This is a genomic window from Kitasatospora sp. NPDC034533 (assembly GCF_055575155.1).
Window position 1 is genome coordinate 48461 of sequence record NZ_JBVITE010000047.1, and the last position, 21299, is coordinate 69759.

Annotated in this window: 17 protein-coding genes; 7 read left to right on the forward strand and 10 right to left on the reverse strand. The window is 74.6% G+C overall.

Annotated features, from left to right (window positions below; all coding sequences use genetic code 11):
- Positions 1–13: 13 nt before the first annotated feature.
- The 3 genes from mdlC to ACZ55U_RS27480 are packed head-to-tail and all read right to left on the reverse strand — an operon-like array spanning position 14 to position 2147.
- On the reverse strand, positions 14–1624 hold the full coding sequence (gene mdlC, locus ACZ55U_RS27470) for a benzoylformate decarboxylase (RefSeq protein WP_465530058.1): 1611 nt from the start codon (positions 1622–1624) through the stop codon (positions 14–16).
- Positions 1625–1657: 33 nt separating this feature from the next.
- The gene (locus ACZ55U_RS27475) at positions 1658–1942 is read right to left on the reverse strand and encodes a nuclear transport factor 2 family protein (RefSeq protein ID WP_465530060.1); all 285 of its coding nucleotides are present in this window, start codon (positions 1940–1942) and stop codon (positions 1658–1660) included.
- Positions 1842–2147 carry a nuclear transport factor 2 family protein gene (locus ACZ55U_RS27480; protein WP_465530062.1) on the reverse strand — a complete coding sequence of 102 codons (306 nt, stop codon included), beginning with the start codon at positions 2145–2147 and terminating at the stop codon, positions 1842–1844. The genes ACZ55U_RS27475 and ACZ55U_RS27480 overlap by 101 nt, the downstream gene beginning before the upstream one ends.
- Before the next feature lie 305 nt (positions 2148–2452).
- Here ACZ55U_RS27480 and ACZ55U_RS27485 point away from each other — a divergent pair, with 305 nt between their 5' ends.
- Positions 2453–3589, forward strand: a complete 1137-nt coding sequence (locus tag ACZ55U_RS27485) for an inorganic phosphate transporter (protein ID WP_465530090.1) — start codon at positions 2453–2455, stop codon at positions 3587–3589.
- 132 nt (positions 3590–3721) lie between these two features.
- Here ACZ55U_RS27485 and ACZ55U_RS27490 read toward each other — a convergent pair whose 3' ends face one another.
- Complete coding sequence (locus tag ACZ55U_RS27490; RefSeq protein ID WP_465530064.1) at positions 3722–4366, reverse strand: cytochrome P450; 645 nt, start codon at positions 4364–4366, stop codon at positions 3722–3724.
- Positions 4367–4445: 79 nt separating this feature from the next.
- Here ACZ55U_RS27490 and ACZ55U_RS27495 point away from each other — a divergent pair, with 79 nt between their 5' ends.
- Both ACZ55U_RS27495 and ACZ55U_RS27500 read left to right on the forward strand, forming a co-directional pair.
- Positions 4446–7184, forward strand: coding sequence for a BREX system ATP-binding domain-containing protein (locus ACZ55U_RS27495; protein WP_465530066.1), 2739 nt, complete (start codon positions 4446–4448; stop codon positions 7182–7184).
- A gap of 115 nt (positions 7185–7299) precedes the next feature.
- Positions 7300–8271 carry an AraC-like ligand-binding domain-containing protein gene (locus tag ACZ55U_RS27500; protein ID WP_465530068.1) on the forward strand — a complete coding sequence of 324 codons (972 nt, stop codon included), beginning with the start codon at positions 7300–7302 and terminating at the stop codon, positions 8269–8271.
- 174 nt (positions 8272–8445) lie between these two features.
- Here ACZ55U_RS27500 and ACZ55U_RS27505 read toward each other — a convergent pair whose 3' ends face one another.
- The 3 genes from ACZ55U_RS27505 to ACZ55U_RS27515 form a co-directional block, all read right to left on the reverse strand.
- Positions 8446–10107, reverse strand: coding sequence for a hypothetical protein (locus ACZ55U_RS27505; RefSeq protein ID WP_465530070.1), 1662 nt, complete (start codon positions 10105–10107; stop codon positions 8446–8448).
- A gap of 17 nt (positions 10108–10124) precedes the next feature.
- On the reverse strand, positions 10125–10970 hold the full coding sequence (locus tag ACZ55U_RS27510) for an ABC transporter ATP-binding protein (protein ID WP_465530072.1): 846 nt from the start codon (positions 10968–10970) through the stop codon (positions 10125–10127).
- A gap of 202 nt (positions 10971–11172) precedes the next feature.
- On the reverse strand, positions 11173–12567 hold the full coding sequence (locus ACZ55U_RS27515) for a DUF2079 domain-containing protein (protein WP_465530074.1): 1395 nt from the start codon (positions 12565–12567) through the stop codon (positions 11173–11175).
- Between the two features lie 129 nt (positions 12568–12696).
- Here ACZ55U_RS27515 and ACZ55U_RS27520 point away from each other — a divergent pair, with 129 nt between their 5' ends.
- Both ACZ55U_RS27520 and ACZ55U_RS27525 read left to right on the forward strand, forming a co-directional pair.
- A complete protein-coding gene (locus ACZ55U_RS27520; protein ID WP_465530076.1) occupies positions 12697–13374 on the forward strand; it encodes a response regulator transcription factor in 678 nt (225 codons plus the stop codon).
- Positions 13364–14968 (forward strand): sensor histidine kinase, encoded by a 1605-nt coding sequence (locus tag ACZ55U_RS27525; protein ID WP_465530078.1) that lies wholly within the window; start codon positions 13364–13366, stop codon positions 14966–14968. Before ACZ55U_RS27520 ends, ACZ55U_RS27525 begins: the two co-directional genes overlap by 11 nt.
- Before the next feature lie 182 nt (positions 14969–15150).
- Here the strand turns inward: ACZ55U_RS27525 and ACZ55U_RS27530 are convergent, their stop codons facing one another.
- Both ACZ55U_RS27530 and ACZ55U_RS27535 read right to left on the reverse strand, forming a co-directional pair.
- On the reverse strand, positions 15151–16104 hold the full coding sequence (locus tag ACZ55U_RS27530) for an alpha/beta hydrolase (protein WP_465530080.1): 954 nt from the start codon (positions 16102–16104) through the stop codon (positions 15151–15153).
- Between the two features lie 137 nt (positions 16105–16241).
- Positions 16242–17195, reverse strand: a complete 954-nt coding sequence (locus tag ACZ55U_RS27535; RefSeq protein ID WP_465530092.1) for an alpha/beta hydrolase — start codon at positions 17193–17195, stop codon at positions 16242–16244.
- A gap of 675 nt (positions 17196–17870) precedes the next feature.
- Here ACZ55U_RS27535 and ACZ55U_RS27540 point away from each other — a divergent pair.
- Positions 17871–18968: a hypothetical protein gene (locus tag ACZ55U_RS27540; RefSeq protein ID WP_465530082.1), complete on the forward strand. Its 1098-nt coding sequence runs from the start codon at positions 17871–17873 to the stop codon at positions 18966–18968.
- A gap of 79 nt (positions 18969–19047) precedes the next feature.
- On the forward strand, positions 19048–19923 hold the full coding sequence (locus tag ACZ55U_RS27545; protein WP_465530084.1) for a DUF3592 domain-containing protein: 876 nt from the start codon (positions 19048–19050) through the stop codon (positions 19921–19923).
- A 316-nt stretch (positions 19924–20239) separates the two neighbouring features.
- Here ACZ55U_RS27545 and ACZ55U_RS27550 read toward each other — a convergent pair whose 3' ends face one another.
- On the reverse strand, positions 20240–21196 hold the full coding sequence (locus tag ACZ55U_RS27550; RefSeq protein ID WP_465530086.1) for a PhzF family phenazine biosynthesis protein: 957 nt from the start codon (positions 21194–21196) through the stop codon (positions 20240–20242).
- Positions 21197–21299 lie beyond the last annotated feature (103 nt).

Genomic DNA, 21299 nt, shown 5'->3' on the forward strand with positions numbered 1-21299 from the left:
CCCGCCGCGCCGCCTACAGCACGGCCGGCTGGGGCCGGGTGGGGACGACGATGACGGTGGTGGTGCCGGCCTCCAGCGCCGCCGTGAACTCCCGTTCCAGGTCCTCGGCCGTCCGCACGTCGACGGCACGGCAGCCGAAGCCGCGGGCGAGCGAGGCGATGTCCAGGCCGGGCAGGTCGAGTCCGGGGACGCCCGGGGTGTCCTCCAGCCGGGCGAAGGACTTGAGGATCGCGTACTCGTGGTTGCGCATGACCACGTAGACGATCGGGAGGCGGTGCCGGGCCGCGGTGTAGAGGGCCTGGACGGAGTACTGGAAGGAGCCGTCGCCGATCAGCCCGACCACCGGGCGCCGGACCCCGCGTTCCCGGTCGGCCAGCGCGATGCCGACGGCGGCCGGTACGGCCCAGCCGATTCCTCCGCTGGCGGTGGCGAAGAAGGAGCCGGGGCGGGTGGCGGGCAGCCATTCGAGCAGCTCGGCCATGGTCGAGGTGGACTCGTTGACGATGACCGCGTCCGGCGGGCGGACCCGGCTCAGCGCGGCGTGGACCACGGGCGGGGGGAGCGGAAGGGTCGGCGAGGACGGCAGCACCCGGGGCCGCGGCATCGGGTCCGGGGCGGTGCGGGCCGAGCCCTCCTCGACCAGGTCCAGCAGCCCTTCGATCGCGAGCCGGGGATCGCCGAGCAGGCTGTCGCCGACCCGCGCCGCGGCGGCGGCCCGGGGGTCGGCGGTGATCTGCAGCAGGGCGGTGCCCGCGGGCAGGTGGTCGCCGGGCACGTAGGGGTAGTAGCGGAACACCTCCGCGCCGATCACGACGGCCAGGTCGTGCCCGGCCAGCCGCTCGCCGACGGCCTTCACCGACAGGCCCAGGGGGCCGGCGTAGAGCGGGTGGTCCTCGGGGAAGGAGGCGCGTTCGGCCAGCGGGGCGCCGTAGACGGCGGCGCGCAGCTTCTCGGCGAGGGCGACGGCCACGTCCCAGCCGCCGCTGCGGTCGACCTCGGGCCCGAAGACCAGCGCGGGCCGGCGGGCGGCGGACACGCGTCCGGCGAAGGCCCGCAGCCGCTCCGGGTCGGGGGCCACCCGGGGGCTCGCCGTCCGCACCCGGTTGAAGCCGGGCAGCGGCCGCTGCCAGTCGTCCATCGGGACCGACAGGTAGACCGGCCCGGCGGGCGGTTGGAGCGCGTGCGCGTGGGCGCGCATCAAGGCCTCGGGGACGTCCTCGGCGCGGGCCGGCTCGTAGGACCACTTGACCCAGGGCCGCGGCAGCAGGGTGGCCTCGCGGTTGGCGAGGTACGGCTCGCCGATCAGCAGCTCCCGGTGCTGCTGGCCGGCGGTGACGATCAGGGGCGTGTGCGCCTGGTACGCGGCCACGAGGTTGCCCATGGCGTTGCCGGTGCCGGCCGAGGTGTGCAGGTTGACCAGCGCGGGGCGCCCGGTGACCTGGGCGAAGGCGTCGGCCATGGTGATGGCGGAGGCCTCCTGGAGGGCCAGGACGTAGCGGAAGTCCGGGGGGAAGTCCTGGAGGAAGGGCTCCTCGGTGGAGCCCGGGTTCCCGAAGACGGTGGTGAGCCCGAGCGCGCGCAGCAGGTCGTAGGTCACGGTGCGGACGGTGGATCGCTCAGCCATGGGTGCCATCGCTTTCGCCGCCGGGTCGGGGCGTCAGGGCTTGCAGGGGCGGGTCTCGGTCCAGTCGACCAGCAGCCGGCGTTCGGCGAAGAGCCAGGCGCCGTCGTGCCTGACGAACCGATCCAGGTAGCGGATGGACGCGACCATGATCGTGCGCTCGTCGTCCGTACCGGACGAGACGTGGTGGGCCAGGCAGTAGGTCTCGCCTTCGGCCCGGTCACCGTCGAGGGTGACGGTGCTCTGGCCGTTGAAGTGGGTGGTGGCCCGGTAGCGGTTGAGATCGGCGAGGACCGGCGCGAGGGCGGCGCGTCCGCGCAACTCCTGGGTCGGTTCGGCGGAGGCGGTGGACCAGGAAGCGGCAGTCCTCGGTGAACAGGGCCATCTGGCCCTCGGCGTCCCGGCGGTCCGCGCGGTGCGCGTAGGCGTCGACCAGTTGGCGGATGGCCAGCCGGTCGGCGGCCTCCTGGGGCCCGACGGCATCGGGGGAGGGCACATCGGCTCCGATCCTCGCACTGCCTGACACCAGCAGGACAGCACCGTCTCCGGGCGCCCCGCAACAGGACGACCGGGGCGCCGCCGGTGAGCGTGTGCGCTCTCCCGGGTGATGTCCAGCGCCCGTACCCGACCTGACGTTCAGCGGCCGACGGTCTGTGCGATCGCAGGCGAGCGGGCGGGCCCATGGTGCTCCGTGCCGCGGTGTCCCGGTGCTGGTCCTACCGGATGGCGGCTCCTCCCGGTCCGGCGTGCCGGGCCGTCGCCGAACCGGGCGCGTCCGGGGGCGCGGGCTAGGTTCGGGCCGTGACCGGCAACGACGCGGTCCTGGCGTTGATGGTCGTCACGGCGCTGGGTTTCGACTTCACCAACGGCTTCCACGACACCGGCAATGCGATGGCGACCTCGGTCGCCACCGGGGCCCTCCCGCCGCGCGTCGCGGTGGCGGTCTCGGCGGTGCTGAACCTGGTCGGCGCGTTCCTGTCGACCGCGGTGGCGGCGACCATCGCCAACGGCCTGGTCGCCAGTGGCGAGGTGACCCTGACGGTGGTCGTGGCCGGCCTGACCGGCAGCATCCTGTGGAACCTGGCGACCTGGTTCCTGGGGATCCCGTCCAGCTCCTCGCACGCGCTGATCGGCGGGGTGGTCGGGGCGACGATGGCGGCGGCCGGCGCCTCGGCCGTCAAGTGGCAGGGACTGGTGGCCAAGGTGATCGTGCCCGCCGCGCTGTCGCCGTTCATCGCCGGGTCGGTCGCCGCGCTCGGCACCCTCCTGGTCTACCGCCTCACCCGCGAGGTCGCCGAGGACGCGCGCACCCGCGGGTTCCGGCTGGGCCAGGTCGGCTCGGCCTGCATGGTCTCGCTCGCCCACGGCACCAACGACGCCCAGAAGACCATGGGCGTCATCACCCTGGCCCTGATCGCCAACGGCACCCTGCCGGCCGGAGCGAAGGCACCGGACTGGGTGATCGTCTCCTGTGCGCTGGCGATCGCCCTGGGCACCTACGTCGGCGGCTGGCGGGTGATCAGGGCGCTGGGCAAGGGACTGGTGGAGATCGAACCGCCACAGGGCATGGCCGCCGAGTCGGCCTCCGCCGCCGTGATCCTCTGCTCCGCCGACTTCGGCTACTCGCTCTCCACGACCCACGTGGCCACCGGGTCGATCCTCGGCTCGGGGCTCGGGCGGGAGGGGGCCGAGGTGCGCTGGCGGCTCGCCCGCCGGATGGCCACGGCCTGGCTGCTCACCCTCCCGTCCGCCGCGCTGGCCGGTGCGGTGGCCTACTGGGCCGCGAACGGGATCGGCGGGACGGCCGGGGTGGTGGTGGTCCTCGTCGCGCTGGTGCTGGCGGCGATCGCCTTCTTCGCCGCCTCCCGCTACCCGCCGGTGACGCCGGAGAACGTCAACGCCGCGTGGACCGGGTCGGTGGCCCCGGAGCCCGCGAAGACCGAGGACGAGGACGGGGTGCGGTCGTGAACTCCCGGACCGGTCCGGCCTGGACGCGGTGTCGTCCCCGGCCGTTCACCGCCGTTCACCCCGTTCACCGGCGTTCACCGCCGTTCACCCCGTTCACCGGCGTTCACCGCCGTTCACCCCGTTCACCGGCGTTCACCGCCGTTCGGCGACGAGCAGCGGGCCGCGCGGGCGGACGGTGGCGGCGGTGGCGGTCTCCCGCAGCGGGGCGGCCGTGGCCGGCCTCAGCCGCAGGCGGGCCAGGACGGCTGCGGCGACGACGAGCATCTCGGTCCAGGCGAAGGACTCGCCGACGCACTTGTGGAGGCCCGCGCCGAAGGGGAGGAACAGCCCCGGGTGGGCGCGGTTGCCGGGGCGGCGCCAGCGCGCGGGGTCGAACCGCAACGGGTCGGGGTGCAGCCGCGGGGAGCGGTGTAGCGCGGCCGGACTGAACAGCACCTCCGCCCCCGGGGGCAGGAGGGCTCCGCCGTAGTGGAGCGGCGCCACCGCCCGGCGCATCAGGATCCAGTTGGGGGTGTGGAGCCGCAGGGTCTCGCTGATCGCGTGCCCCGTGCGCTCCAGGCGCGGCAGGTTGTCCGGGGCGACGGCACCGTCCTCGGCGAGGGCGCGCACCTCCCGGCTGAGCTCCTCCTGGAGGCGGGGGCGCCGCGCGAGTTCGTGGAAGAGCCAGGCGAGCGTGGTGGCCGCCGTCTCGGTGAGGCGGACAGCGACGGCGGCACGAACCGGCCGCCCCGTTCGCCGGCCCCGGTCCCGCCGGGCCCGGGGCCGTCCCGTCCACACAGTGTCGGACGGTTTTGACGGACGGTAACCTTGGGCGCCCGGAGAAACGGGCCGACAGGACCCGAGGAGGGCGAGCGAGGTGGCGGAGGACGGGCGTGTTCCGGTCCTGGTGGGGCGGCAGCGGGAGACCGAGCTGCTGACCGCGGCGCTGGTCCAGGCCGTGGACGGCGCGAGCGGTTCCACGGTGGTGCTCCGCGGCGAGGCGGGCGTGGGCAAGAGCACCCTGCTGGCCTGGGTGGAGCGCGCGGCGCGCGAGCGGGGGTTCACCGTCCTGCGGGCGCTCGGCACGGAGGCGGAGACGGACCTCGCGTTCGGCGCCCTCCACCAGGCCTTCCGGCTGATGCTCCAGCACTCGGGCGCCCTCTCCGCGCACCAGCGGGACGCCCTGGAGAGCGCGCTCGGCGTCCGGGCCGGCACCCCGAGCGGGTTCGCCGTCGGCGCCGCCGCGCTGGCGCTGCTGGAGGAGGCGACACGGACCGCCCCGGTGCTGCTCCTCCTGGACGACCTGCACTGGATCGACTCCTCCAGCGCGACCGTCTTCGCCTTCCTGCACCGGCGCTGCGCCGACCTGCCGGTGGTGATCGCCGCCGCCGTCCGGCCGGACGGGCCGTCCGCGCAGACCTGGTCGGCCGAGACCCTCGACGTACGGGCCCTGCCCCGGACGGACGCGGCCCTGCTGCTGGGCGCCCGCTACCCCGACCTCGCCGCACCCGCCCGGGACCGGCTCCTGACCGAGGCGGCCGGCAACCCGCTGGCCCTGGTGGAACTGCCCCGCCAGCTCGCGGCCGCCCAGCAGCGCGGGGCCGCGCCGCTGCCCGAACGGCTGCCGTTGGGACGGAAGTTGGAGCGGATGTTCGCCGACCGGCTGGGCGCGGTGACGCCCGAGGCCGGCCGCCTCCTCCTGCTGGGAGCCCTGGCCACCGGCACGGAGTCCGCCGGCGGGGCGTGGCTGCGCGCCGTCGCGGACGAGAACGCGCGGGAGATCCTGGACCGGATCGAGACGGACGGCCTGGCCTGGCTCGACCAGGCCGGACAGCTGGTGTTCCGCCACCCCCTGGTCCGCACCGCCGTGGTCTCCACCGCCTCCGACAGCCAGCGCCGCGAGGCCCATCAGGCCCTGTCCGCCGTCCTCGCACCGGAGGACCCCCGCAGGCTGGTCCACGAAGCCTCGGCCGCCCTGCTGCCCGACGAGGACCTCGCGCACCGGCTCCAGGAGGCGGGGCGCGACCTGGCCCGCCGCGGCGGCGACGCGGAGGGCGCGCTCCTGCTCGAACGCGCCGCCGCCCTCAGCCCCGTATCCTGCGACCGGACCCGCCGGCTCACCTGGGCCGCGGTGATGTCGGCGCGCGGCGGACAGCTGCGCCGCGCCGCCGACCTCGTGGCGCAGCTGAGGACCAGCACGGTGCCGCAGGACATCGCCCCGCTGTTCGCGTACGCGGCCGTCTACGTCGACCAGAGCCACCACGTCGACTTCGAGTCCTCCGCCGCGCTGCTGCCCGCGGCCCTCGACGCGCTCACCGCCCCCGGCGCCGAGACCTTCGGCGGGCTGGTCGAGCAGGCCTACTTCAAGCTCTTGCTGGCCGCCAGCTACACCGGCGACCCCTGGGCGTGGCGCGCTCTGGAACGGCACCGGGACCACGTCTCGGAGGTGGGGCGACTCTGCCTGCGGGCCTGGACCGACCCCGGCCCGCACGCCGCCGACGCGCTGCGGACGGCGGCCGAGACCATGACCGAGGAACAGGGAGCCGGCGCGGCCTGGCTCCTGCTGTGGACCGCGTCGGCGCTCGACTGCCCCGAGGACGACCTGTGGCGGCGCTTCACCGGGCTGCACGGCTACGCCACCCACGGTTCGGTGGCGAAGGCCAAGTGCCACCAGGACTTCCTGCTCGGGCACTGGGACCGGTCGGCCGTCTGCCTGCGCGAGGCCGAGATAGCCGACGAACTCGGCTACCACACCAACGCCCTGATGTTCCGCCAGTACCACGCCCACTTCCTGGCCGGCCGGGGCGACGAGGCCGGACTGCGGGAGGTCGAACAGGCCATCCGTCCGGCCGCCACCCGCGCCCGCATGCGCCACGTCCTCGACCGCCTGACCCACCTGCGCGGCCTGGCCGCGCTCGCCCACCGGCGCTACGAGGAGGCCTACGCGCACCTGTGCGAACTCACCCCGCCCGGGCACCTGCCCGGCGGCCCGCCGTGGCACCACACGCTGGTCCTGGACCTGGTGACGGCCGCCGTGCACACCGGCCGCCTCGACGAGGCCCGGGCCCACCTGGAGGCGGCGCGGTCCGCGCGGTCCGCGGAGATCTCCGGCCGCCACGCCTTCCTGCTCGCGGCCGCCGACGCCGTGGCCGCCGCAGCCCTGACGGCCAACGACGAAGCCGACGCCGCCTACCGGGCCGCCTACGCCGTCCCGGGCGCCGAGCGATGGGCCTTCGACCTCGCCCGGCTGCGCCTGGCCCACGGCGCGTGGCTGCGCCGCCGCCACCGGCCCGGGGCCCGGGAGGCGCTGCGCGCGGCCCACCACGTGTTCCGCCGCCTCCAGGCGGACCCCTGGGCCCGGCAGTGCGAGGCGGAGCTACGGGCCGCGGGCGACTCCGTGGCCCTGCCGCCGGGCGGATCCGCCGCGGAGCCCGCCGGCCTGACCGGGCAGGAGCTGCGCATCGCCCGGCTGGCGGCGACCGGTCTGACCAACAAGGAGATCGGCCGGCAGCTCCAGCTGTCGCCCCGCACCGTCGCGGCCCACCTCTACAGGATCTTCCCCAAGCTCGGGATCACCTCCCGGGCCGCGCTCGCCCACGCCCTCGACGGCGGTTGACCCGCCGCGGCGGCCCTCGGCCCGCCCCGCCGGACAGGGCAGTCAGATGACCTAACGGCCGGGCGACGGCGCGGTCCACGCTGGAATCGCAGGACTTCGGCGGAAGGGCGGTCAGATGGGCGTGCGGGTCACGACCGAGGCGGTGGCGGACGAGGAGAAGGCGGCGTACTGGAGCGGGGCGGTGTCGCGCACCCTGACGCCGGTGGAGGCACTCCCGCTCACCGGGCGGCCGTTCGACGGGCTCGTGGAGTCGCACCGGCTCGGGCACGTGAGGATCTCCACCCTGGAGGCGGACGCCGCCCGCCTCTCCTGTACGGCCGACCTGATCGCGCGGGCCCCGGGCGCCGAGCCGCTGGTCGGGGTGGGGGTGCAGGTGTCGGGCCGGGCCGTACTGGAACAGGACGGGCGCCGCGCGGAGGCGCTGCCGGGAGGGCTGGTGCTGTACGACACGGCACGGCCCTACGCCGTCGACTACCCGGAGCGCTTCCGCACCCACCTGTTCCACGTGCCGCGCCGGCTGCTGGGCGTGCCGGAGCGCGACCTGCGGCACGCGGCCGGGGCGACCGTCAGCGCCCTGGACGGCTGCGGGCCGGTGCTCGCGCCCTTCCTCGGCGTCCTGGCCGCGTCCGCGCACTCGTTCCCCGCGGCGGTCGGCGACCGCCTGGCCGGCAGCGTCGCCGACCTGGTGAGCGCACTGGTCGCCCAACTGGCCGGCGGACGGGCGGCGGACGGGCCGGACGACCCCCACGGGCACCTGGTCCGGCGGGTGCGGGAGTACATCGACGACCGGCTGGGCGACCCGGAGCTGTCTCCCGAGCGCATCGCGCGGGCCCACCACATCTCGGTGCGGTACCTGCACCGGATCTTCGAGCACGAGGGGGTGACGGTGAGCCGGCTCATCCAGCGGCGCCGCCTGGAGGCCTGCGCCCGCGAACTCGGCCGCCGCGGCCGTACCGCCCCGACGGTGTCGGCCGTCGCCCAGCGGTGGGGCTTCGTCAACCCGGCGCACTTCAGCCGGAGCTTCCGCGCCGCCTACGGCGTCTCGCCCCGCGAGTGGCGGGCGCTCGCGCCGGCCGAACCCGGCTGACACGCCGCCCGGCCGCCATCCGCCGCCGCTGACCGCCGACCGCCGCTCCGCGGACGCAGACCAACGGCAGGCAGCACGCGGAGCGGACCCTCCAGGCCGTCGATCCGGCCAGCGTTCCCCTCCTCGCTCCCTTCTCCGGCGGGTCGGAAGGACACGGCCGACGCGGGCGCTTCGCTACGCACCGTGGAGCCGGCGAGCCGTGTGGCGGACCCACCACAGACCTGCCGCGCCGACCGCCAGGCTCCAGACGAGCTGCGCCGGCCCGTACGCGTGGCCCCGGGCCGCCGACAGCACGACGGGGAACAGGAAGGCGACGGCCGCCAGCGGGCCGCGCAGGTACCACGCCATCGCCTGCCACGGCCCGGTGTTCCCCATGGGGGTGTTGACACCGATCATCAGGTGCATGGGCATGACGCCGCGATAGGAGCTGACCAGGGCGGCCGCGACGAGTGCCGGCACGGACGCCAGGAGCGGCAGGAGGCCCGCCGTCCCGCCACCGCCGAGCGCGCACACCGCCGCGCCGCCCCCGGTGATCGCGAGCAGGAGGGCTCCTGGCACCAACGAGTGCCGTACGGCCAGCGACGTGAACGTCCAGGGCAGGTTCGTCGAGCGACGCGGGTCATCGCTCTCCAGCCGCGCCGGCTCGGTGAGCTGAGCGGCCGCCAGGTACTCGGCGGCCAGGGACAGCACGACGACGAGCTGCTGCTCGGCCGAGGTGAGGGCGGGGGCCGCCGAGGTCAGGACCACCGCGAGCGCGCTCCAGACCAGGGCCCACCCCAGGCGGTGAGGATGACGCAGCAGACACGTGAGGTCCCGCCACGGCACCAGCAGCAGTCCGTGGCGCGGCGCGGGCACGCGGAGCAGGGGCGTGGCGCGTCGTTCCCTGAGCCGCGGCACACCGGAGCGGGCCTGGCGCAGGTCGAGCATGAGGACGGAGTCGTTGATCCGCGCTGCCACCGTCGCGCGGAGCCGGAGCGCGGACTGCGGGATCATCGGCAGTTCCCGCCGCGCGAGGGCGAGGGCGATCACCGGTGTGCCCACCGAGAGCACCGTGCCGACGGAGCCCGCCGGGCCCATGACGCCCAGCGCCCACAGGAGCGGCTGGCAGGCCCACCCCCACGGACCCGACCAGAGGAGGAGGCCTTGCAGCCAGCCCGTCCTCCCCTGGGTGTGCGCCGTCCAGACGCTGATGGCCGCGACCGCGGCGAGGGTCCATGCCGCGGAGAAGACCCTGGGGCCGTAGCGGGACAGCCACCGGTCATGACGCTCGACCAGGACGCCGATCGCAGTCGATGTCAGAGCCACCGAGACGGCCGTCCACGCGCCGGCCACGGCCAGCAGGCCCCAGGGCCGTGCGGTGAGGCCCTGCAACAGGAAACCCGCGACCACGCCCGCGAGACCGCTCACCACGGAGGTCAGAGCCGCCGAGGCCCGCAGCCTGGGCATGAGCAGGGCTCGCCGATCGACGGCCGACGGCAGCAGGAGGCCGGCCGTGGCTCGGTCCAGGAGAACCGGTCCGCGCCACACGGCCGCCCGGGCGGTGAGCAGCAGGGCGAGGATCGCCAACGCCGGTAACAGCGCCAGGATCGTCGCGGCGGTCTGCTCCCCGATCCGTACGGAAGGCTGGTGCGCCGCGGCCGAACGCGACCACGAGACCAGAGCGGGTATGCCCCAGCACCCGCCCAGCAGGAGCACCGTGTAGGCGACGAACCACGCGCTTCTGCGCTTCTCCTCCCGCGATCCGCTCCGGGCTTCCCGCAGGAACGCCAGCGCGTCCGCGGTGCAGTCCCCGGGCGCGTCGGCCGCCCGTCGCGTCGTCCCCGGCGTGCCCGCCACGTCGCCGCCCGATCCCCTCACCGCTCTCCCCGCACCGCGCCGGGAAGAGCCGGGCGCGCCGCTCCGGAGCCGAGTTCGACGACCTGGTCGGCGACGTCGTTCAGCACCCGGTGGTGAGTCGCCATGAGGACCGCGAACCCGTTGTCGCGGTGGTCCGCGATCATCCGGGCGAGGGCGGTTCGCGCGTGGGCGTCGAGCCGCTGTTCGGGCTCGTCGAGAACGAGGAGGTCGTGCGGCCTGACGAAGGCGGTGGCCAGGAGCAGCGCCTGCGTCTGGCCGGAGGAGAGCGCTGAGGGGAACTGCTCGGACTGTGCCGTCAGACGCAGCGCGTCCAGGACCCGGTCGACCGCGGCGTCCGCGCCGGCGCCCATGGCGTGCGACAGCGCCACAAGGCGCAGGTGCTCGCGCACCGTGAGGTCCGGATAGAAGGCGCCCGGATCCATCACCGACGCCACACCCCTGCGCACGGCCATCGAATCCTCGTGGATCCGCTGTCCGCCGAAGAACACCGATCCGCGGGAAGGCCGCTCCCGGCCGACGGCTATGCGGAGCAGGGTGCTCTTGCCGGATCCGTTCTCTCCGACCAGGGAAACGCACTCGCCTCGGTGGATTCGGAGCGACACGTGGTCGAGCACCGTGCGATCGCCGTACACCTGGGTGACGTCGACGAGTTCCAGCAGGGGATCGTTGACCGGCGGGCTGGTGTCCTTATTCATCAGAAATTCCACCTTCGACAGAAGGACGATCGGGCCAGTATAGGGAAGCGGCGGGGCGGGGCGAACGGGGATGATGCCAGGCCCTTCCCTGTTCTTCGATCGCTGCGGGAGGAGCCGAGTCGAAGGGGGCGATTCGAGGCCCTTCATCGCCTGTCCGGCATCGGCGTGGCGAAGGCGATCCCGGTGCCTGGTGGGCGGGCGAGGTGTCGGAACGGATTCCGCAGCCGGAGGTACGAGGCGTTTTGCAAAATGAGCACTAAAAGTAGCGTGTACAAACTTGTAGCCAATTTCGTGTGGCAGATGTAAAACAGCAGACGGAAAAGTCGGGCCGCGCACCCCGCTCCCCGGGCTACCGGCCGCCGGCAGCCAGGTGGTAGACCGTCACCCCCGCCCCGGCCGCCACCGGCCGGTACCCGGACGCCGACAGCTCGGCCAGCGTCCGCACCTGCTCCCGCTGCGGGACCGGGAAGCCGTCCGGCTCGTCCAGCACCGCCACCCAGTCCGCCACCGGCCGCTGCCAGCCGCCGTCGGAGCCCGGTGGGGTCAGGTACGGGAACAGGGACACCGTGCACCGGGCGGTCAGCTGCGGGGCCAGCCGGTTGGCGGCGGCCACCCGGGCGCCGTCCGGCACCGCCGCCAGCACCCGGCGCACCTGCGCCGCCCGGTCCCCGCCCCGCCAGGCATCCCCCGAGGCCAGGCCCGACAGCAGCCCCGCCACCGGCCCGGTCGCCGTCATCACCAGCGTGACCGCGAGCATCCCGGCGGACGCCGCCCTCGGCACCACCTTCCCGGAGCGAGGCCGCAGCCGCTCCAGCCCGTGCAGGCCCGCCACGAACAACAGCGGTGCCAGCACGGCGTCGTAGTGCTGTCCCGTCCGCCAGAACGCCGGGTTGTCCGCCCAGAACCGCGCCGCCAGCAGCACCCCCGGCAGCAGCACCAGCGGCGAGCGCAGCGCGAGCAGCAGCGTCGGCGCCAGCAGGACCAGCACGGTCCGCGCCTTCACCCACGGCAGCAGCAGCCGGGCCAGCGGATTCGCCCCGTCGGACGCTCCCAGGTGCGCGTAGGAGTACTCGCCGCCCGGGTTGAACGCCGGGATCACCACCAGCGTCACCAGCAGCCCGGACGCCACCGCCACCACCACCGTGACCGCCCCCAGCCGGCGCCGGCCGCGCCACCACACGTACCCGCCGACCGCCGCCACCAGCAGCGCCTGGTCCTCCTTCACCAGCAGCAGCGGCAGCGCCCACCCCACCGCCGCGCCGTACCTCTCCCGGGCCAACGCCACCACCGAGGCCGCCGCCAGGGGCACCGCGAAGGCCACCTCGTGGAAGTCGAACGCCACCGCGCTCTGGAGGCCCGCCGACAGCCCGTACGCCACCCCGGCCGCCGCGCCGTACCGGGTCCGGTCCAGCGTCCGCACCGCGAACGCGGTCACCGCCGCCACCGACAGCGCCAGCAGCACCGCCTGGGCCACCAGCAGCGTCCCGGCCCCCGGCCACAGTCGGTACAGCGGTGCCAGCACCGCCAGCACCGGGCTGAAGTGATCACCGAGGAGGTTGTAGCCCTCGCCCTTCAACGCGACCACCGGCGCCCCGAGCCGGGCGTAACCACGCACCGCCTCCTCGAAGATGCCCAGATCGAAGCCCGCGCTCTCCAGCCGGGCGTGGCGGGTCAGCGAAACGGCCGCGTACAGCGGGGCGAACAGGGCGGCCACCGCCCACGGCAGCACACGTCGGAATTCCATGCTGCGGACGCTAGGAAAGCGCCGCTGAAGGGAAACTGAGGAAAGCTGAGGGAATCTTCAGCTCGGATATCCCGGGGCAAGCCGGTCAACGGCGTTGCGGGAAAACCGAATTCGCCTAGGGTGGGCGGCATGCGGCTACTGATCGTCGAGGACGAGGAGCGACTCGCGCAGTCGCTGAGGCAGGGCCTGGCGGCCGAGGGCTACGCGGTCGACCTGGCCCCAGACGGCCTCCAGGGGCTCGAACTCGCCCTGCACGAGCCGTATTCGGCGATCGTGCTCGATCTGATGCTGCCCGGCCTGAACGGCTTCAGGGTCTGCCGCGAACTGCGGCTGGCCGGCAATTCCGTGCCGATACTGATGCTCACCGCGAAGAACGGCGAGTACGACGAGGTCGAGGCCCTCGACTGCGGCGCCGACGACTTCCTCAGCAAGCCGTTCTCCTACCCGGTGCTCACCGCTCGGCTGCGCGCCCTACTGCGCCGCGGCGCCATCGCCCGCCCGCCGGTGCTCGCCGTCGGCGCGCTGCGGATCGACCCGGCGGCCCGCCGCTGCACCGTCACCGACCGGCAGGTGCGGCTCACCGCCAAGGAGTTCGCCGTCCTGGAGTGTCTGGCCAGGAACCCGGGCGAGGTGATTTCCAAGAGCGGCATCCTGGACACCGTTTGGGACAGCGCGTTCCGCGGCGACGTGAACATCGTCGAGGTCTACATCGCGGCCCTGCGGCGGAAGCTGGACCTCCCCGGCGCGGGCTGCCGGATCGAGACGGTGCGCGGCGCCGGCTACCGGCTGGTGCCCAATGCGCCCTGATCGCCCGAGCCGCCCGCGCTCCGGCCGCCCGCGCCGCCTCCTGCGCCCATGGCACCGCGCCTCCGTCGGCCTCCGCGCCGCCGTGGGCGCGGCCCTCGCCTCGGCGGTGACCTTCTGGGCGGCCGCCTTCTGGGCCGGCGGCGCGGTCCACGACCAGTGGATGGCCGCGGCCGAGAAGCAGGCCACCGACAGCATCGGGCTCGTCACCCACGACATCCCCACCGGTACGCAGACCTGGGACGCGATCCCCCAGACGTCCTTCCTGCTGGTGCTCGCCGACGGCCGCATCGTGCCTCCGGTGCGCCCCACCGGCCGGGGCGACTTCGTGTACCGGGACGGGATGTCGATCCGGACCCCCTTGCTGCTGGACGAGTACGCAGGCGTCCCGCCCGCGCCCTTCGCCGAGATGCCGCCCTTCCCCCAGAACGCCACCCTGGGCCACACCGAGCGGGTCCGGATCCACCTGCCCGACCAGACCCGGCTGCCGCACTACCGCATCAACGGGCCCTCTCTCGCCGGCCACGACGTCACCATGATCAGGCGGGTCACCGACCCGGCCTCCTCCGAAGCCCTGCGGCACTACACCGGCATCGAGGGCCTGCCGGAGCAGCGCGTCACCGTCTACCTGCTGGCCAGCCCCGTCGCCGCCGACGAGGCCGAGAACCGGATCACCGGCATCCTGCTGCGCTCCGTCCTGCCGGCGGCCACCCTCTTCACCGCCCTGATCGCCTGGCTGGTCACCGGCCTGGCCCTGCGGCCGGTCGAGGCCATCCGCCGCCGCATGGCCCACATCGGCGCCGGCGCCTTCCACGAGCGCGTCCCGGTGCCGCCCTCCCGGGACGGCATCGCCCGGCTCGCCGAGACCACCAACACCACCCTCGGCCGGCTGGAACGCGCGATCGACGAGCAGCGCCGCCTGGTCTCCGACGCCTCGCACGAGCTGCGCAGCCCGTTGGCGGCCCTGCGCAGCTCACTGGAGGTACCGCTGGCGCACCCGGCGGACGTGGACTGGCCGGAGGTCGTCCGCGGCGCGCTCACCGACACCGAGCGCCTGCAACTCCTCACCGCCGACCTGCTGCTGCTCGCCGCCACCGACGAACGCGACGGGCCGGGCGCGGCCGAAGCCGTCGACCTCCGCGACCTGGTCGGCGAGCAGGTGGCCGAACGTGCCCACAACCGGTGCGCCGGGCCGGTGTTCAGCGCCGTCGCGCTGGATCCCGCGCTGCTCCGGGGCAGCGAGGTACGGCTCGGCCGGCTGGTCCGCAACCTGCTCGACAACGCGGACCGGCACGCCCGCACCGCCGTCGCCGTCTCGGTGACCGTCGAGGACGGGCACGCCGTGTTGACCGTCACGGACGACGGCCCCGGCATCGCGCCCGAGGACCGGGAGCGGGTCTTCGACCGGTTCGTCCGGCTGGACGACGCCCGCTCCCGCGACGCGGGCGGCGCCGGACTGGGCCTCGCCCTGGTCCGCTCGATCGCCCGCGGCGTGGGCGGCACCGCCGCCTTCACCGACCCGCCGCCACCCGGCCCGGGCGCCCGCGCGGTGGTCCGCCTCCCGCTCGCCCCGGACGCCCGGGACGGCGTCCGGTAGCGCCCGGTCACCGCCCCGCGGCCGATGGGCCCGCGGGCCCGCCGGGACCGGGGTCACCGTACGGATGCCACGCGCTCGCAGGCGGTCGCGGTCAGCCGTCCCACCGGTTCCGGCATGAGGGTCCCTTCTCTCGCGTCCACGGGCAGCGCGCTGCGCCCCGGTCCGTTGGCGTTGGTTCAGGTTCAGGCTCCGAGGAGGCGGGCGACCCAGGCGTTCCGGGCTGCCGTCGCCGCCTTCGACAGCGCCGTGTGCGGAGCCACCACGTCGAAGCCGTGGAACCCGCCGGGCCACACGTGCAGTTCGGCCTGGACGCCGGCCGCCCACAGCCGCGAGGCGTAGGCGACGTCCTCGTCCCGGAAGACCTCCGCGGAGCCGCAGTCGACGAAGGCCGGCGGCAGGCCGGACAGGTCCGTCGCACGTGCCGGGGCCGCGTAGATCGACACGTCGTCGGTGCCCCGGCGCTCGCCGAGCAGCGCCGTCCACCCGGTCCTGTTGCTCTCCCGGAGCCACATGCCGGCGTCGTCGTACTGCGCGGTCGAGACGGTCCGGTCGCGGTCGTCGAGCATCGGGCAGATGAGGACCTGACCGGCCGGCTTCGGGCCGCTGCGGTCACGGGCCAGCAGCGCGGTGCCGGCGGCGAGGCCACCGCCCGCGCTGGCGCCCGCGATGACGAGCCGGTCCGGGTCGATGCCGAGCTCCGCGGCGTGGTCGGCGGTCCACACCAGGCCCGCGTAGCAGTCCTCGACGGGGTAGGGGTCGGGGAACTCGGGCGCGAGGCGGTACTCGACGGTGACGGCGTCGTGCTCGGCGATCCACGGCACGATCTGGCTGATCCCGACCATCCGGTGGCCGGTGATCATGCCGCCCCCGTGGATGTGGTAGACGCCGGGGCCGGTACCGGTGTGGTCCGCTCGGGCGATGACGCTGGCCACGAGTTCGGCGCCCCGGTGGCCGGGCACGGTGATATCACGCCTGGTCAGGCCGGCGGCGCGCAGCGGCTCGTCCGAGACGTCGACCGGCAGCGGCGCGTCGCGCAGGGTCCGGATTTGGTCCGGGGTGACGGCCGGGACCTCGCCGACCGTGGCGAGCACGGCGTCGAGTTCCGGGTCGAACGGCGGGCGGCTGAGCTGGGTCACGGGGGATCCTTCCTCGTATTCGGCTGACGAGTGGCCGGGTTGCCGCATCCGGGCGCGGCAACCCGGCCAGGTGCGCCGGAGGTCCGTCGCGGGGACGGTCATCCGCCAGGTGGGCCGGAGGTCCGGCGCGGGGACGGTCATCCGCCGAGGAGACGCCCCACCCACGCGTCGCGGGCACTGATCATGGCCTTGCTCAGCACGCTGCCCCGCGCCGCGAGATCGAACCCGTGGAACCCGCCCGGCCACACGTGCAGTTCGGCCTGGACACCGGCCGCCCACAGGCGCGAGGCGTAGGCGACGTCCTCGTCGCGGAACACCTCCGCGGAGCCGCAGTCGACGAACGCCGGCGGCAGGCCGGACAGGTCCCTCGCACGCGCCGGGGCCGCGTAGATCGACACCTCGTCCGTGCCCCGGCGCTCGCCCAGGAGCGAGTTCCAGCCCAGCAGGTTGCTCTGACGGTCCCACAAGCCGGCACCGTCGGACTGGGCGGTCGAGACCGTCTGGTCGCGGTCGTCGAGCATCGGGTAGATGAGCACCTGGCCGATCAGCGGCGGGCCCTTGCGGTCGCGGGCCAGCAGCGCGGTGCCCGCGGCCAGGCCGCCGCCCGCGCTGGCGCCGACGATCATCAACCGCTCCGGATCGAGCCCGAGTTCGGCGGCGTGCTCGGCCGTCCACAGCAGCCCGGCGTAGCTGTCCTCCACCGGGTAGGGGTCGGGGAACTCGGGCGCCAGCCGGTACTCGACGGTCACCAGGACGGCGTCGTGCTCGACCACCCAGGGCAGGATGACCTGGATTCCGGCGAAGCGGTCGCCGGTGATCATGCCTCCGCCGTGGGTGTGGTAGATCCCCGGGCCCGTGCCTTGGTGGTCCTTCCGCGCGATGACGCTGACGGTGATCTCGTCACCCAGGTGCCCGGCGATGGTGACGTCGCGAACGCTCAGGCCCAGGGCGTCGAAGTCCTCCGCCGTGGGCTGGAACGGCGGGTTCGCGCGGATCAGCGGGATCAGCTCGGGGGTGACGGTCAGCGGCGCCTCGTTCGCCGCCGAGGTGAGGACGGCTTCGAGTTCGGCGTCGAACGGGGGCCGGGACATGGGGGTGGTGCTCACGTGGAACTGCTCCGTGGATGATCGGATCTCGACACGGCGAGACCGCGGTACGGGTGGGCGGGGTCCTGAGGGCGTGGGGCGCGGTGCGATCCGGGCGTCGGTCGCGGCCGGTGTGCCCAGCGCCGGCTCAGGAGTCAGTGGGGTGGCGCCGCTCGCGGTGAAGGGGCGGGATCACGGACGCGTCGGCCGGCGTGGTGGTGTCGCTTCTCCGGCCGGCCAGGCGGCCAATGGCGTGCTCCTTCGACGTGGGCGGGCTCGCGGCCCTGTGACCTGTGCTTTCAAGGTTCACTCGCGGTCGGGCCCGAGGCACCCGCCGTTTGCCGCAGATGCCGGCCGATCGACCCGCCATTCGAGCACCGTGGGCCCGCGATCGGGCGGACCCGGTGGCGGGCTGACCACGAAGAGCCACCGTGCCGCCGATGACCGCAACCCGAGCCCCCGGGACGGCGGAGGCACCGCGCGAGCAGTCGGCCCGGCACCGCGCGCCGCTCGGCCGGACGCTCGCCGCCGTCACGGCCGACCTTCCAACCTTCCTGCCGCACATCGCAGTTCGCGTCACGGACCGGCCGCCCCGGCGGCATCCGATGTCCCACCGGGACGGCACCGGCAAGTCCGCGTCAGGCCTGTCGGCTGCCACCGAGACCCGGCACAATCACCGGTATGACGATCACCACCGGTGCACCGCCCAGGCGCAACCCGCCGGTCGCCCTCGCCCTCGGCTTCCTGACGGGCGCCGTCCTGGGAGGGGCACTCGCCGCACTGGCCGTGGGCATCGTCGTCGCCGACCGGCCGCTGATCGTCGCCGCTCTGATCGCGCTCCCCGCCCACGGCCTGCTGCTCCTCCTCATCACCCGTCGGCGACGGGCCCGGGAGGCGGCCGACGCCCCGTGGACGGCACTCGCGCTGGTGGACGCCCTGCACCCCGCCCGGGTCCCGACGACCGACGTGCCGGTGCGGTTCGAGCTCACCGTCGTACCGGAGCGACAGCCCGCGTTCCGGGTCGCGTTCACCCAGGACGTCAACGTCGTCGACCTCCCCGACTACCGTGCGGGCGGCGTCCTGGTGGTCCGCTACCCGCCGCAGCGGCCGTGGCGGGTACGGATCGTGAAGCGGCCCACCCCGGAGTGGGAGGAACGGGCCCTCGGCGCCCGGATCGACCCCGTGCCCGGCGCCGTCGACGTGACCGAGCCTCCCAAGGGCGCCGGCGCCGGGCTCCTCGGACTCCTCGGCCTGCTGCTCGCCGCCGCGGCCGTCGTCCTCGCGTTCCGTGCGGACCTGTTCGGGCCGGAGGCGGCCCGCCCGCCGCGCCCGACGCCGTCTCCCACCTCCTGGTCGGCCTCCTCGGCGTCGGCCGCAGTGGTGGCCAACGCGTCCGGAACCCTCGTGCTCGGCCCCGGCCGGTCCTTCCTCCAGGACGGCGAACTGCGGCGCGGCGTCGCCTCGTTGACGAAGAACGGCGAGGCCGGGGCGGTGACCGCCCTGCACGTGGGGGAGGGGAGGCTGACGGCGGCGTACGCCACCGCCGACTCCGCGGACCACGGATTCGACGCGACGGCGCTGCCCTTCGAACGGCTCCCCGCCCTGGTCGAAGAGGCCAGGACCGCCCTCGGCGTCCGCACCCCACAGACCTGGGGCATCACCGTCACCCGGCTCACCGGGACCGTCACGGTCGCGATCAGCGTGACCGGGCCCGAGGGCACCGCCGTGCTGGAGACGGACGACCACGGCAGGGAACTGCGGCGCACCTCGCCGCACTGACCACGGAACGACGGAACGACGGACCACGGGCAATGGACCACGGGCAACGGACCACGGAACGGACAGGAGCGGACGGCAGATGGGTGGTTGGGACGGGGCCCTGGCGCTGTGGTGCGGGGTGTTCGGCGTCCTCGCGCTGGCCGGGTACGGCCGTTCGCTGGCCGGCGCGACCGCGGCGCAGCGGACGGTCCGCACGACGGGGCGGATCGAACGGGTGCGCCGGCCCCGGGACGGCGGTTCCGCGGCGGACGGGATAGCGGTGGTCGTCCGCTTCCGGGACCCGTCCACCGGCGAGGAGTTCACCGTCACCAACGACGGCGACTGCGGCGACCGGATCACCGTGGCCTGGGTGGGCCGGCAGGTCGGGGTGCGCTACCCGCCAGGGCGGGCACACGCGTTCCGGTTCACCGACGACCTCCAGGCGGGCCGGCGGGGGCTCACCCTGCCGAACAGCGCGCTGTCCATGGTGTACGCCGGGCTGGTGGTCCTCGCCTCGATCCACTGGGGCTGGCCGTGGGCCCTGGTCGCGGTGGGCGGGCCGATCGCCGTCGCCGCCGCGATCGCCCTGCCCGCGCACCGGGGCCGCAGCCGCGAGCGGCTCGCCGCGCTCACCGCCGCGCGGCCCGTGGCGGGGCGGATCGTCGCCGTCCTCACGACCGTCTCCCTGGACGCGGACAACGACCTCCAGACCAGCCGGACGCCCGTCCTCGCCTTCACCACCCACGAGGGCGTGGACGTCACGGCCTACTACCCGCCGGGGCTTCGCGACTCCGCCGTGGTGCGCGGCCAGGAGCTCACGGTCCACTACTCGCCCGCAGATCCCGCCGTGTTCACGCCGGACCTGGACGCCGAACGGAAGTCCGGGCGGGAGAACACCGGCTGCACGGTCGCGGTCCTCGTCCTCACCGCGGCGGCGGCGCTCACGGGCGCGGCCCTGCTCTGGCTGCCGGTCTGAGGACGGCGGGGCGCCGCGAAGCCGGCCGGCAGCGCGGCCAGGTGCGCGGCCGGGTGCGCCCGGCACGCCGAGCCCGTCCGGTGCGGGCCCTGGGCGCGGAACGGCGGTCGAGGTGTGTTCGGCCCGCCGGATCGTGTTTGGCCCGCCGGATCCGGGTCAGAAGAGGGCCGCACGGGCAGTGCACGGTCCGGACGGCGCGCCCTCACCCCCCCCGGGGCAGCCGTCCGGACCACTCCCGGCGGGGCCGATCCGAGGGGGAACTCGCTCCGTCCACAGAGGACGGCCGTCACGTGGATCGCCGGGCGGGCAGCAGTTCTCAGGTCTGGTCGACCTTCTCGCCCATCATGAGCCGCCCTTTCAGCAGGGTGCGTACCCCGCCACCGATGCTCGCGAATGTCTTTCCCTCGGCATTCCTGCGGACTTCGACCCGCAGTCTGGAGAAGCCGAGTCCGGCGGTGCCCTGGACGATGTCGAACGCCAGAGGCTCGCCGATCTGCCCGGTGTGCGCCAGCCATCCGGCCATCGCCAGCGCGGCCGAGCCCGTGGCGGGGTCCTCCGCGCAGACCGGCTCGGGAACGAAGACCCGAGCGCGGACTTCGGGCAAGTGCGGAACGAACACCGCCACCCCGAAGACGCCGGCCAGCTCGGGCACCCGCTCGGCGAGCGCCGCGACCTTGTGCGGCAGGGCCTCGGCCGACTCCAGGTCGGCGGCGCTCACCGGGAGGCAGGCGAACCCGAGTCCGGCCGATGCCAATCTCACGGGCCCCACCGCCGCGTCCGCGGCAAGCCCCACCGCTTCGCATACGTGCTCCGGAGCGACGGGCGAACCCACCTGGCAGGCCCGTTCCTCCAGTGCCGCAGTGTCCCCCGTCGATCCCACCCGGGCGTGAACGATTCCGCTCCGAGTGCGCAGCGCCACCCGGCCGGGCCGGGCCAGGCCCTGCCGCACGGCCACTGCGGCGGCTCCCACGAGGGGATGCCCCGCGAAGTCCAGCTCGACATAGGGAGTGAAGATCCGCACCTCCACCTCTCCCTCGTCACCGCCGCGCAGGAAGACGGTCTCCGGCATGGCCAGGCGGGCCGCCAGGCGCTGCATCAGCGCGTCGTCAGCTGGCGCACCGCAGGTGACGACTCCGAGTGGTCCTCCGGTCAGCGGCCCGTTCCCGAAGACTTCGACCAGTTCGAACTCCAGGAATCCGCCGTCACGGGGAGAAGCCGATTCGTCGCTCGTGGGTGCCGGGAACGCAGGGGTGTCGGCGGGATGGGCCGTCATGGCGGGTTCCCTAAGAATGTGAGGCGGTCCGGGAGGACCGGGTGTGGCTGATGACGGTTTGCCGTTGATGGCTCAAGGAGAATGGCCGCCCGGTCCTCCGGGA